This window comes from Micromonospora sp. NPDC000442, assembly GCF_042898635.1.
Classification (GTDB): domain Bacteria; phylum Actinomycetota; class Actinomycetes; order Mycobacteriales; family Micromonosporaceae; genus Micromonospora.
In genome coordinates this window covers 150,479-162,740 of record NZ_JBIAYZ010000014.1, presented here as the reverse complement: position 1 = coordinate 162,740, position 12,262 = coordinate 150,479, and the positions used below count along the sequence as shown (strand labels likewise).

The 12,262-nt window shown below is 68.4% G+C and carries 13 protein-coding genes; 5 read left to right on the top strand and 8 right to left on the bottom strand.

Features of this window, described 5'->3' with window-relative positions; genetic code table 11:
* Positions 1-364: 364 nt before the first annotated feature.
* The gene (locus ACFY2A_RS22160; protein WP_387174191.1) at positions 365-727 is read right to left on the bottom strand and encodes an ArsR/SmtB family transcription factor; all 363 of its coding nucleotides are present in this window, start codon (positions 725-727) and stop codon (positions 365-367) included.
* A 46-nt stretch (positions 728-773) separates the two neighbouring features.
* Here ACFY2A_RS22160 and ACFY2A_RS22155 point away from each other — a divergent pair, with 46 nt between their 5' ends.
* Positions 774-1,541 carry an SDR family NAD(P)-dependent oxidoreductase gene (locus ACFY2A_RS22155; protein WP_387174189.1) on the top strand — a complete coding sequence of 256 codons (768 nt, stop codon included), beginning with the start codon at positions 774-776 and terminating at the stop codon, positions 1,539-1,541.
* Between the two features lie 95 nt (positions 1,542-1,636).
* Complete coding sequence (locus ACFY2A_RS22150; protein ID WP_387174187.1) at positions 1,637-2,839, top strand: tetratricopeptide repeat protein; 1,203 nt, start codon at positions 1,637-1,639, stop codon at positions 2,837-2,839.
* Between the two features lie 123 nt (positions 2,840-2,962).
* Here ACFY2A_RS22150 and ACFY2A_RS22145 read toward each other — a convergent pair whose 3' ends face one another.
* The gene (locus ACFY2A_RS22145; RefSeq protein ID WP_363924028.1) at positions 2,963-3,868 is read right to left on the bottom strand and encodes an oxidoreductase; all 906 of its coding nucleotides are present in this window, start codon (positions 3,866-3,868) and stop codon (positions 2,963-2,965) included.
* Positions 3,869-3,999: 131 nt separating this feature from the next.
* Here ACFY2A_RS22145 and ACFY2A_RS22140 point away from each other — a divergent pair, with 131 nt between their 5' ends.
* The gene (locus ACFY2A_RS22140; RefSeq protein WP_387174185.1) at positions 4,000-4,899 is read left to right on the top strand and encodes a helix-turn-helix transcriptional regulator; all 900 of its coding nucleotides are present in this window, start codon (positions 4,000-4,002) and stop codon (positions 4,897-4,899) included.
* Between the two features lie 236 nt (positions 4,900-5,135).
* Here ACFY2A_RS22140 and ACFY2A_RS22135 read toward each other — a convergent pair whose 3' ends face one another.
* The 3 genes from ACFY2A_RS22135 to ACFY2A_RS22125 form a co-directional block, all read right to left on the bottom strand.
* On the bottom strand, positions 5,136-5,660 hold the full coding sequence (locus ACFY2A_RS22135; RefSeq protein ID WP_387174183.1) for a hypothetical protein: 525 nt from the start codon (positions 5,658-5,660) through the stop codon (positions 5,136-5,138).
* Positions 5,661-5,954: 294 nt separating this feature from the next.
* On the bottom strand, positions 5,955-6,431 hold the full coding sequence (locus tag ACFY2A_RS22130) for a DUF6223 family protein (protein WP_387174182.1): 477 nt from the start codon (positions 6,429-6,431) through the stop codon (positions 5,955-5,957).
* A gap of 134 nt (positions 6,432-6,565) precedes the next feature.
* Positions 6,566-8,779, bottom strand: coding sequence for an MMPL family transporter (locus tag ACFY2A_RS22125; protein WP_387174180.1), 2,214 nt, complete (start codon positions 8,777-8,779; stop codon positions 6,566-6,568).
* Positions 8,780-9,103: 324 nt separating this feature from the next.
* Between ACFY2A_RS22125 and ACFY2A_RS22120 the strand changes: the two genes are divergently transcribed.
* On the top strand, positions 9,104-9,787 hold the full coding sequence (locus ACFY2A_RS22120) for an FAD-dependent oxidoreductase (RefSeq protein ID WP_387174178.1): 684 nt from the start codon (positions 9,104-9,106) through the stop codon (positions 9,785-9,787).
* 75 nt (positions 9,788-9,862) lie between these two features.
* Here ACFY2A_RS22120 and ACFY2A_RS22115 read toward each other — a convergent pair whose 3' ends face one another.
* The 3 genes from ACFY2A_RS22115 to pyrE all read right to left on the bottom strand — a co-directional run bounded on the left by ACFY2A_RS22115 (position 9,863) and on the right by pyrE (position 11,640).
* Positions 9,863-10,258, bottom strand: coding sequence for a nitroreductase family deazaflavin-dependent oxidoreductase (locus ACFY2A_RS22115; protein WP_387174176.1), 396 nt, complete (start codon positions 10,256-10,258; stop codon positions 9,863-9,865).
* Positions 10,259-10,501: 243 nt separating this feature from the next.
* Positions 10,502-10,831: a VOC family protein gene (locus tag ACFY2A_RS22110; RefSeq protein ID WP_387174174.1), complete on the bottom strand. Its 330-nt coding sequence runs from the start codon at positions 10,829-10,831 to the stop codon at positions 10,502-10,504.
* Between the two features lie 284 nt (positions 10,832-11,115).
* Positions 11,116-11,640 (bottom strand): orotate phosphoribosyltransferase, encoded by a 525-nt coding sequence (gene pyrE, locus ACFY2A_RS22105; protein WP_387174173.1) that lies wholly within the window; start codon positions 11,638-11,640, stop codon positions 11,116-11,118.
* 196 nt (positions 11,641-11,836) lie between these two features.
* Between pyrE and ACFY2A_RS22100 the strand changes: the two genes are divergently transcribed.
* A complete protein-coding gene (locus ACFY2A_RS22100; protein ID WP_387174171.1) occupies positions 11,837-12,250 on the top strand; it encodes a DUF6924 domain-containing protein in 414 nt (137 codons plus the stop codon).
* Positions 12,251-12,262 lie beyond the last annotated feature (12 nt).

Here is a 12,262-nt window from a genome sequence, read left to right as displayed (position 1 = left end):
CATCCGGCATCGCCCACCTCCACAACATCATCCTCACCGGATGACACCAACATCGTTACCCGGCAACGCCTCCACCGAGTTACGAGACGTCCTTTTGCGGACGGTCCAAGTCGATGAGTCGCTCGACTACTTTGCACGCGTGCCCATGTCTGTGGACCTGTCGAGCCCGGCTTCACGCCGGGAAGCACTTCGGATGGTCGACGTGATCCCGCAGACTCGTGCCGCCTGTGCGCCGCAAAGTTCCGCACCGGTGACATGGTCTGCCGCAACAGGTGTGGCCCGGGCTGCGGGACAGGGGCGGCTGGTGGGTGGTCGCCGTGTGGTGAAGCATACGCGCGTCGACAGGCTGCCAGACGCCGATGTGTCACTTGGGCGGGCGGCCGGTCGCGAGACCAACTTGGCTGCCGACGCCCTCGCTGTCTGCGGCGGCCAGTACGGCGTCCAACAAGCCGGGGAAACGGGCGTGCAGGTCCTCCCGGCGCAGCACGACGTAACACCGGGTGCCTTCCTGGCGAGTGCGGGTGAGCCCCGCAGCGCGCAGCACACGCAGATGGTGGCTCAGCGTCGACTTGGACACCGGCGTTCGCAGCTCTCCCCAGCCGCGTTCGTGGCCGTCGGACAGCAGTCGGACCAGGCCGATCCGGAGCGGGTCGCTGAGCGCGGCCATCACGTCGGTGAGGGTCATCTCGGCGAGTTCCGGGTGTTGCGGATCTTTCACACCAACCATGGTAGCTTGTTCGATGTTCTACGAACATCGAACAAGAGGTGGAGTTGTGACCACACCCCCAGACACCGGCCCACTCACCGGTCGCGTGGCCGTCATCACCGGAGCAGGATCAGGAATCGGCCGCGCGACCGCGATGGCGTTCGCCGAAGCCGGCGCGCACGTCCTCGGTGTCGGACGCCGCGCGGACGCACTGCACCGCACCGCGCAAGAGCATGCCGGCATCGCCGTTCTCGCCACCGACATCCGCATGACCAACGCCGGCCAGGCGATCATCGATGCCGCCGCCGACCGGTGGGGCCGGGTCGACGTGCTGGTCAACAACGCCGGCGCCACCGCCGTCATGCCGCTCGCCGACACGGTCGCCGACCGCATCACGGAGATGTTCGATCTCCACGTCACCGCGCCCAGCATGCTCGCCCACGCGGCCCTACCCCACCTGCGGCACACCCGCGGCACCATCATCAACATCTCCAGCACCTACGGCCACCGCCCGGTAGCCGGCGCCGCCCACTACGCCGCATCCAAGGCCGCCCTCGAACAGCTCACCCGATGCTGGGCACTGGAACTGGCCACCGACGGCATCCGGGTCAACGCCCTGGCTCCCGGACCCACCGAAAGCGAAGCCCTGCGCGCCGCCGGCCTGCCCGAACCCGTGGTCAACCAGATCAAACAGGACGAAGCCGAACGCATCCCACTGGGTCGCCGCGGCCACCCCGACGAAGCGGCCACCTGGGTGCTCCGGCTCGCCGACCCCGCCGCCACCTGGCTGACCGGACAGGTCCTCACCATCGACGGCGGCCTCGAACTCACCTGACAGGGCAGCAACTCGGTCGACGAACGACCGTAGCTCCACAACCCGGCGCTCAGACAGCGCGACGAAATGCTCCGCAGCCTCTCTACACTGCCGGCGTGAGATTGCAACCGTATGACCGTGGGTTGCTCGCTGTGCAACGTGGGGCCTTCGAGGAGGCTCGTGAGCAGTTGGAGCTTGCCGGGCCCGACGACCGGGCGTTGCTGGTGCTGGGCCAGTTGGCTGCCAGCGGTAACGGGGAGCCGGCAGATCCGGTACGAGCCCGCAGGCTGTACGAGCGTGCGGCGGAGTTGGGTAACGCTGAGGCTGCTCACAACCTCGGGGTGCTCTACGCCACCGGCCGGGGTGTCGCACAGGACCAGACGGCGGCGCTGCGGTGGTATCAGCGTTCGGCCGAGCTCGGCAGTGTGCCCGCGCTCCGGATGGTCGGGCTCATGTACGGCACCGGTCAGGGCGTTCCGGTTGACCAGGACGAGGCGGAGCGACACTGGCGAATGGCTGCCGCCGCCGGGGAGGCGCAGGCGCTGCACGATCTGGGCACCCTCTTCGCGTATCACAAAGTGGACCTGCCGGAGGCTGCGTCCTGGTACCTAAAGGCCGCCCAGGCGGGCATCGAGATGGCCGAGCGGGAACTGGCTCTGCTCGCGCCGAAGCTTCACGGTCCGGCCTCAGTGGACCGCCGGGCCCGCACGATGCTCGGTGTGATCCGCGCCTTCCATCTCGCAGATCCGGCCGGCGGCGTGCAGCTGCTGGCCGTCTCGGCGGACGACGGAGATGCGACCGCGCAGCGCACCCTCGGGTACCTGGTCCAGCACGGCATCGGCACGACCCAGGACGACATCCGGGCGACCGCTCTCTACCGGGCGGCAGCCGAGGCAGGGGACGCGCTCGCTGCGTTCAACCTCGGTGTGCTGTCCGGCGGGTCCGACGAGGCGGTGCACTGGCTGCGCCAGGCGGCTGAGGCCGGGGTCACCGAGGCGTACCCGCCGCTGGGTGACCAGCTCAGCGCGCGTGACCTCGATGAGGAGGCGCTGCGATGGTATGTGCGCGGTGCCGAGTCCGGCGACAAGGGGAGCATGTTCGCGGCGGCCTGTTGGTACCGCGATGGATTCGGCGGTCCGGTGGACCTTGTGCAGGCACTGCGGTGGTACCTCGCCATGCTGAATGTCGGCAGCGGTGACGGTGTCCACGCAGCACACGCGATCGTGCCGGGTATGACCGTCGATGAAATCCACGAGGCGGGCCGACTTTCGGGCCGGCTGCTGGAGGCGGACATCTTCGTCCAGCGGCACGCTTCCTGAGCGCTGCCTCCGATTGACCCGACGATCGGACGCGCGATCGTGGCTGGCAGCCTTGCGAGAACAGGTGCGGCGGCTAATCGCGACGCTGCGGATCGCCGCCGACCGGCCGGTGATCGTCGTAGGTCAGAGGTAGTTGACGCCGGTCAGGTCCTCGGCTGCCCTCCACAGCCGCTTGCCGACTGCCGGGTCGGCGGCCTCCCGGCTGAGCCGGGCCTCGGTGACCCTGCCCCGCGTCTCCCAGAGCCCGGACGGGCCGAAGAACTGGCCGCCCCGCACACCCGGCTCGGTCGCCGCGCGCAACTGCGGCAACGCGCCCTGCTCCACCGGCTGGGTTGCCAGCAGCCCAGCCCACGCGATCAGCCGCCCCAACCGGCCACGGTGCTCCCAGGCACGCGGAGTCAGGTTGGTGCGGGTGAGACCGGGGTGGGCGAGCGCGCTGACGATCGGTGCTCCGGCGGCGCGCAGGCGGCGGTCCAGTTCGATGCCGAAGATCGTGGCGGCGAGCTTGGACCGGCCGTAGGCGGTGGCTGCCCGGTAGTCACGTTCGAACATCAGGTCATCGAAGTCCAGGTGCGCGTTCCTGTGGGTGATCGAGCTGAGACTGACCACGCGGGCTTCCCGCGCCGCGGCCAGGTTGCCAAGCAGCAGGCCGGTCAGCGCGAACTGGCCCAGCATGTTGGTGGCGAGGTGCAGCTCGAATCCGTCGGCCGAGGTGCGGCGCGGTCCCAGCAACACCACACCGGCGTTGTTGACCAGCAGGTCGATCGCCGGATGGTCGCCGGCCAGCTTCGCCGCGAAGACCCGCACGGAGGCGAGGGAGGCCAGATCCAGCTCGCGCACCTCGACGTCGCCGCCGATCTGACGGGCGGCCGCCTCGCCGGCGGGGGTGTGGCGAACGGCGAGCACGACGTGGGCTCCGTGGCGGGCCAGTTCGGTGGCGGTGACCAGGCCGAGGCCCGAGTTCGCGCCGGTCACGACGGCGACCCGCCCACGCTGGTCGGGGATGCGGTCGGCGGTCCATCCGGTCATCTGCTGCTCCTGGAGGTGTCGGTGGGCTGGGCCGTCGACGTTAGGAGCGGTCCGGCGCGGTTCGATCGTTCTCGGTTGCCTAGGTCTGCGGGACCTACCTTCGCCGGTCCGGGCCGCTGCACACTTGCGGTATGAGCAGCCTTCATCCGTACGCTCGGGAGCTCGGCGACTTCCTACGCGCTCGGCGTAGCCGGCTGCGTCCACACGACGTAGGCCTGGAGCCGGGCGGCCGGCGCAAGGTCACCGGGCTGCGGCGCGAGGAGCTTGCCCTGCTGGCCGGGCTGAGCACTGACTACTACCAGCGGATCGAGCAGGGCCGGGAGGTACGCCCGTCCGACGACGTCCTGGACGCGCTTGCCGGCGCGCTGGGCCTCGACGAGAAGGAACGCCGGCACCTGTTCACCCTGGCCCACGCCGCCCGCCGATCGACGCCCGCCCGGGTGAACCGCGATCCGGAGCGGGTGCCGAACAGCACACGACGCCTGCTGCGGGTGATGGACACCCCTGCGGTGATACTCGGCCGGCATCTCGACCTGCTCGACTGGAACCCGATGGCCCAGGCACTGCTCGGCGACCCGGACACCTACCCGACCGACCGGCTCAACATGCTCCTGCTGTTGTTCGACGACACGTTGACCGGCGAGCGTAGCTGCCCGGACTGGGAGCGGCAGGCCCTGGACTACATCGGCATGATGCGCGCCGCCGTCGCCGCCGACCCCACCCACCCACGCGCCACCGCGATCGTCGGCGAGCTGAGCATCCGCAGCGCCCAGTTCCGGCGGCTGTGGGCTCGGCACGACGTACGCGAGTCGGTCAGCGGCACCAAGACCTTCCGGGTTCCTGAGGTAGGCGACATCGTCCTGGACTGGGACACGTACCCCCTGCCGGGAAACCCCGGCTCGGTCATGCTCGTCTTCACCGCCGAGCCGGGCAGCGCCGACGCGGACCGGCTGCAGCTTCTGGCATCGTTGTACGTGACCCGCTCAGCGCTCGACAACAGACACCATCGGGTGAGCGCCCATAGCCGATGAGCGGTTGTTGGATCGCATCAAGACATCGTTGCCTGAGTGGTAAGCCAACCGTGCAGCGTCGTGGCCAGTTGTACGGGCTGGTCAAGCTGCACCAAATGACCCGCCCCATCGATCAAATTAAGTTGAGCGCCAGGGATGAGTTCTGCCAGGCCGACGTGACTGGCTCCTGCGATGTAGGCACGGTACGGCGTGCCGCCGCGCGGGTAGCACCGGTTCCGCTCGGACGACTGGGACGACTAGGCAGTTGTGGCTTCGGCACCGGCCGTGTGCTGCTGGTTCTCCGCGTCGCGCCGGACGACCTGAATACCGGCGGTCGTGGTGATCACGAGTGCCACGGATGCGGCGACCAGCAGCAGGGTGGTCACGGCCAAATTGGTGCGCATGTACTCGCCCCCGTTCGTGGTGGCGTACAGGTATTGCACGGCTGCGATCAGGTTGAGGGGTACGGCAACGATGGCGCTCAGCCGCAACCGCGCCACAGGCGCTGTGGGTGCGACCGGTGGTCCGGTGCGCCGGGTCCGGATGATCCATTTGGCGACGCTGGCCCAGGCGGCAAGCAGCGCGAGAAGCAGCAGCCAGAACATCGCCGAGGACAGCTTGCCAAGCGGCACGATGGTGTTGAGCATCTCCACCGAGCCGGACCCGTCGTGGGTCACTACGCCGATCCCGTGCTCGTACGCTGCAAGAGCGACGATGGTGTAAATGACGTCGACGACCGTGAGGACGACGAGGGCGGTCACTGCGGTGCGGGTGGCCGGCACCTGACGATGGTAGCTGAAGTACGTGGCTGACCGAGCCGAACGAGGTGGTGGCACCTCTGCTCGGCCTGCCCGTTCTACCCGTGGTCGACTGGATCGACGGTGACGAAGGACCACCGCGCGGCGTGCACTGGAAGACCGCGTCGGTGGCACGGTGGGCGGCAGTGCGTCCGTTCGTCTGGCTCGACGACGAGGTCACCGACGCCGACCGGCGACGGGTCGCCGTCCAGCATTTGTCGCTGTCGCCGGCATCCCCTGCCCACCTGATCCGAGCAGGGGGATGCGGTAGCCGCCCGGTCAGGTGGTCAGCCGGCCGGCGCGGCGGGAGCGGGCCAGGGCCAGTCCGCCGAGGACCACGGCGATCAGCCCCACCACCAGGGCTATGACGCCACCGACTATTCCGTAACCGGTGCCGGGACCACCCTCGGCGGCGGCCACCACATATCCGCCGAGGGTCACGCCGATCAGCCCCGCCATCAGCGCGATGGTGGCGCCGAGCCGCCCGCTGCGGATGCCGATGCGACTGCTGGGGCGGCTCAGAGCCAGCCCGCCGATGACCACCCCGGCCAGCGCCGCCAGCGCACCCACGAGGGACACGAGTCGCCCGGTGGTCGGCTGGTAAGCATCGATGGCGGCCGCCGGTCCGTCTGCGGCCGCCGGTCCGCCGAGCCCGGACGCTCCGAGCAGTGAGGCGAGCGTGATGCCGCCGACCAGGACGGCTGCGGTCACCGATAGCACCCGTCGGACCGGCATCGAGGCTCTTGATGAACTCATCTGCCTTCTCCTTCTCATGAGGCTCGTGTTGTAGTTGCGATCTCGCCTGGTCACACCGCCCGGTCGTCCCGCGGATGCCTGACTTCGGGCCGCCGCATGTGACGTACGGCTGACGTTGTAGGTGTTGGGAGGGGTCAGACGCCGGCCTCCTCCGCGACCCTGGTCGGCGCGGCCAGGGTCGCCTTCGGTGCCCGACGTCCGGGCATCCACCAGTTGGCCTTGCCGCACAGTTCCATCACCGCAGGGACGAGGACCATCCGGATGATGGTGGCGTCGATGAGCACAGCAACGGCCATGCCGAGCCCTCCCTGCTTGACCGCGACGTCGGGGCCGAGCAGAGAGGTGGTGAAGACGGCGATCATGATGGCGGCCGCGGCAGTGATGACCTTGGCAGTCCGCGCCAGCCCCTGAGCAACGGCCGTGCGGGTGTCGCCGGTTCGCTCGTACTCCTCACGGATCCGTGAGGTCAGGAAGACCTGGTAGTCCATGGACAGGCCGAACAGAACCGGGAACATCATCATCGGGACCCAGGTCGTGACCGGCATGGCGGTGGGGAATCCGAGGGCCGGGCCGAACCATCCCCACTGGACGACCGCGACTACCACCCCGTAGGCGGCGCCGATCGACAGCAGGTTCATCACAGCGGCCTGCAGGGCGATGACGACCGACCGGACCATCGCGATCAGCAGCAGCATGGAGATCGCGATGACGACCGCGATCATCAGAGGCAGGCGCGAGCCGGACTCCTCGGCGAGGTCGATGGTGCTGGCGTTCGGTCCGCCAACGTGGACCCGTTGGCCGCCGGGTGTGTTGGGCAGCACGTCGTCGCGGAGCTCGTGCACCAGTTTCGCGGTTTCCTCATCCTGGTACCCGGTCGTGGGGAAGGCGGTGAAGCTGACGGCCTGCCCGTCCGTGCTGACCCGAGGTGGCGTGGCGTAGGCGACGCCCTCGGTATTGCTGATCGCTTCGACGAGGGAACGCAGATCGGCGTCCTTGGAGTCGGCCTCGGTGACGAAGACCAGGGGTGCTCCGTAGCCGGGACCGAAGCCCTCGGTGAGGATCTCGTACGAGATGTAGCTGCTTCTGTCACGGGGTTGGACGCTGGCGTCGGGCTGGCTCAGCCGCATCGACAGCGTGGGCGCGGCCAGCACCAGCAAGATCACGCTGGCCAGGACCGCGGCGACCACCGGCTTGCGCTGCACCACATCGGCCCAACGCTCGGCGAGGGTAGGGCGCTGCTGGGACGGGATGCTGGCGGCCTGGTCCCGGCGGGACGTACGACGGGGCAGGCGCAGTGAGTTGATCCTGTGTCCGGTGAAGCCCAGGAACGCGGGCAGCAGCGTCACTGCGGCGATCATCGTCACCAGTACGATCACCGACGTGGCGACGGCCACCCCGGTCATCAGCCGCTGTCCCATGACGACCAGGCCCAGCAGGGCGATCACGACGGTCGTGCCGGCGAACAACACCGCGCGACCGGCGGTGGTGACGGCATTTACCGTGGCACTTTCGGGGTCATCGCCATCCTGCAGGCCGTCCTTGTAGCGGGTCACGATAAACAATGCGTAGTCGATGCCGACGCCGAGCCCGATCATCGCGCCGAAGATCGAAGAGAAATTCGGCGCGGGAACAACGTGCCCGACCAGCTTCATCAGCGCGAGGCCGCCCACAATCGCCAGGAGGGCGGTCACGATCGGCAGGCCCATTGCCACCAGCGACCCGAACGCGATGAACAAGATCACCGCTGCCGCCAGGATGCCCACGCTCTCGGCCGAACCCTGCGGGGGCGTCTCGGCCTTTTCCGCCATGTACCCGCCCAGCCCGAGCGTGACACTGTCATCGGAGGCGGCCATGACGACGTCCACCAGGGGCTTGACCTCTGTCTTGGTCACGTCCTTGTCGTTCAGCGGGATGGTCGTACGGGCGATACGACGATCCTGCGTCACCAGGTTCTTGTCCTGATACGGCGAAATCACCGGTCCGGTGACAGATGAGCTGGCGAGCTCGGCGATTACCTTCTCGATCTTCTGCCGGGCGGCGGGATCGTCGATTCCCTCCGCTGCCCTGATGGCCAGGGTCAGCGTGTCCCCTTGCTGCTCGGGGAAGTGTTTCTCGATCAGCTGCTGCGCCTTGGCGGATTGGGAGTTTCCGCCGGAGAAGTCGTTGTCGGCGGCGGCTCCGAAGCTGAAGCCGATGAACCCCACGGCGATCACGCCGACGGTCCAGGCCAACAGGACCAGGCGGCGGCGCCGATAACAGAACCGGGCCAGGACCGCCAGAGCTCCGTCCGTACGGGGAGCCTGGGTTGTCATCATCTTCTCCTCGATGGTTGGGTGCCGCCCGATCATGTCGCCGGACGGGCCGCTGGTCGTCCCGCAGATGGATGCACTTCGCGCTGCGGCCGACGGCGTAGCCGGCTGCCGCAGACGCGGCAGGCGCCGCGCAGGTACCGCCTGCGCGGTAGGCGGCCGCACATCCGCGGGCAGGAGTCGCCCGGGCGGCATCCGGCCAAGGTGCGCGCACGAGTACCGGACGGTCCAGGATGCGGGCCGGCGTGAGGGGCTGGACGATCGCCGTCTGCGTGGTGACGACGACGCTGTTCGCCGGGCTGTCCGGAACTACGCCGCCCGAATCTCGACCTGCTCGGCTAATTGCCGTCGGTGGCCGGCGGCTTGACACTGGCCTGTCGTCGCCGGGCTCCGGTCCTCGACCCGGCACCCGCCACCGCGAACGAGTGGACCACCTGGCAGGGCCTGTCGTCGGTCCTGCCCGAGTTGGCCACCGGCACCACGGGCGTCTGCGTCGTAGGCACTGCCGGTCTGGTCGGCCTCCTACCCTCGGGTGACGGGCTTCTCATGTGGTGGTTCGACGTCCACCAGCCGCTGGAGGGCTCGCCCGCCGCCGCCCTCGCCGAGCGGTTCGCCGGATACGGCGCGCTCGTCGAACAACTGCTTGAGAACATCCGCGACGAGGACCTGGAGTCGTTCCGGCACGTCACGCATCACGTCCCGGACCAGTGGGGTCACGGTGGAGCGACTCTGCTCGGCGACGCCGCACACGCCTTCCCACCGACCCAGGCACAGGGCGCCAACCAGGCACTCGAAGACGCGTGGCTGCTCAGCCGCGCGCTGCGCGTTGCCCCCGCCGACGTACCGCGCGCACTGCGCCGCTACGAGGCGCTGCGGGCCCGCCGCGTGCGCAGGGTCTCGCGGCGGGCCGTGAGCGAACGGACCAACAAGCCCCTTCCTGCACCTGTACGCGTGCTGGCCCGGATCATCCCGCCGAGACTTGTCGGTGAGGCTTATGTTGCGCAGCTTCGCGGCGTCAGCAGCATTCTCGACTACGAGACGGTCTGACAATGCGGTCGTACGGCGGCCCGAACAGCAGGTACGCGCATGGCCGAGGATTCCAGCCGGATCGGGAGGTACTCGTCAGCGTCCGTCGTCGACGGCAGAGCCGTGCTGATCGATCGGGAGAAGTTCGAAGACGGGGTGACGATCAGCCTCGGCCACAAAGTCCTCGACCGGCGCGTCCTTGTCCGCACTGAAGTACGGCCTGGTGGGCGTGGCGATGGCAACGTAGCGTTTGAGTACCGGTCCGGCCTCCGCTGCCGAGATCTCACGAACGGCATAACTCCGCCGGTCGCCGCGTCGGGCCAGGCCGACTCGTCCGGCGGCGCGGGCGTTGTGCACCCAAGACACCGCTCCGTAGGGTGCGACCAGCCATTGCCGCCCCTCGTGCTGGACCACCGTCGCCGGGTGCGTGAGCGGCCGGCCGGTCTTGCGGCCTGTCGTGGTCAGCATGTACGTGCTGGGCACCAGGCCCACTCGGACGAACACACCGATGACGGCGTCGCCCACGCGTCGCCCCCGGCTGGCGCGGAACTGCCGGGGTCCACGAGGATTTGCTGGCCCTGGTTGGCTGGGTGTCGTGTCAGTCACCGCTACCGCCCTCCATCGATCGGGTTGGCTCGGGAAACCCGTCCAGCCTGTTCGGTCCGGGCCAGCGGGTCAAGGCGGGCCTGATCAGTGCCGCATTCCGGCATCCGGATCTGCTGGCCCTTCTGCCGGTCAGCGGTGGCTGACGACGTTGACCACGTTGCCGTCCGGGTCGCGGACGAAGAAGCGCCGGACGCCCCACTGCTCGTCGGTGATCGGATGCACGATCTCTGCGCCCGTCGCGCGTACCGCCTCGTAGGCGGCGTCGACGTCATCAACCTCCACGCTGAGGTCCGGGTTGACGGAGGCCGCTGCATCTTTGGTGATGAGGATGACCTGGGCGGTGGGGTTGGACGGTGAGACCAAGTTGACCACCCAGCCCAGGTTCATCTCCTCCCGGAAGCCCAGAATCTGGTAGAAGCCGCTGCTCGCGGCCGGGTCGGCGGCTGTGATGTCGGGCACGGCGCGGCGAATCGTCATGCCGGATTGTGGCACGCGAAGTACTTGCTCGTACGGTTGGTGGACCCCGCTCACCAGGCGCAGGGCGGACGCTGCGGAGCGCTCGAACATCACGTGCCGCGGGCAACCTGATCTGTCGCCGTCCGGGCGCTTCCGAGCAGCGACAGGGTGTTCGGTCGGCCACCGGGTCGCAGGGATGCCTCGGCACCTGGGGTAGGTGGGTGGCGACGATCTGGGCAGGAAACCAGGTGCATCCTCCTGTCACTCGTCGAGCAGCGCCAGAGTTGTCACGCCGACAGTGCCGCTTCCAGATCGCGGCGGGTGAGCGCGGAACGCAGGTGTAGTGCCTCGGCTGCCAGATTCTCCCGCCCGCCCTGCTCGCGGTCGATGGCGCAGATCACCGTGTCCACCTCGGCACCGACGGACCGTAGCTGTCCGCACGATGCCAGCAGTGCGCCTCCGGTGGTCACCACATCCTCGATCAGCACGACACGTCGGCCCTTGACGGGGCCGCCTTCGGCCACCTTGTTGGTGCCGTATTCCTTGGCCTGCTTGCGCACGAAGACGGTGGGCAACCCGGTCAGCTGGGACATCACCGTGGCCAGCGGGATACCGCCCATCTCCATCCCCGCCAGCACATCGCACCCCGGCAGCAGCGCCACCATCGCCTCGGCGACCTCGCGCAACAGGTCCGGCTGCCCCTCGAACAGGTACTTGTCGAAGTACTCCTCACTGACCTGCCCGGACCGCAGCCGGAACCGTCCCGTGAGATGGCAGGCGTCATAGACGCGACGCGCGAGCAGGTCAGTCACCTGAACAGCCTCCCACCTTGCATCGGCCCAGCAACCACGCCTCTCGACAGCAACCCGCAGACCGTCCTGCAACGACGACGCACTTAATCGCCGGCGTCCGGATTCGCCGATGCGGGCGTGCCCGCTCGTGTGGGAGACAGCGCCTTCATAGTGCAGCTACCTGAGAAGACCGACTTGACGTGCGAAGATCGCCGATGTGCTACCGCTGCCCCAGCCTGACGACCTGCACTCGCTCGTCCTGCGAATCGACTTCACCGATGAGACAGCGTGGACCAAGCTACAGGTAGCGGTGGGTGCCGACCACGCGACCTTCGTCAGCGACCCCCGCTACGCGGACGTCACCATCCAGGACCTGGTCGACGCGGACGCAGCCGCGATCGACGATCACAAGCTGACCTACCTGTTCGTCGCTGACGCTACGACCATGGCCGACGATGAGCACTGTATTCTTGCTGTTGATCTGTACGACGAGCCCGGCCGTGCATTCCGGCTGCCGCCGCGCTGGTACGCCGACGTCTCAGCCAACCTGTGTATAGCGAACCTGGACTTCCAAGACTTCGCCAACGCGTCTGACGAGACGGGCACCTACCGGGGCCTAGGCGAGGAATAGCCACAGAGCTTC

Bases quoted from the DNA above. Each gene is read 5' to 3' on its own strand.
- ACFY2A_RS22160 (WP_387174191.1), bottom strand. From the start codon at position 727: ATGGTTGGTGTGAAAGATCCGCAACACCCGGAACTCGCCGAGATGACC.
- ACFY2A_RS22145 (WP_363924028.1), bottom strand. From the start codon at position 3,868: ATGACCGGATGGACCGCCGACCGCATCCCCGACCAGCGTGGGCGGGTC.
- ACFY2A_RS22125 (WP_387174180.1), bottom strand. From the start codon at position 8,779: ATGATCGGGCGGCACCCAACCATCGAGGAGAAGATGATGACAACCCAG.
- ACFY2A_RS22140 (WP_387174185.1), top strand. From the start codon at position 4,000: ATGAGCAGCCTTCATCCGTACGCTCGGGAGCTCGGCGACTTCCTACGC.
- ACFY2A_RS22130 (WP_387174182.1), bottom strand. From the start codon at position 6,431: ATGAGTTCATCAAGAGCCTCGATGCCGGTCCGACGGGTGCTATCGGTG.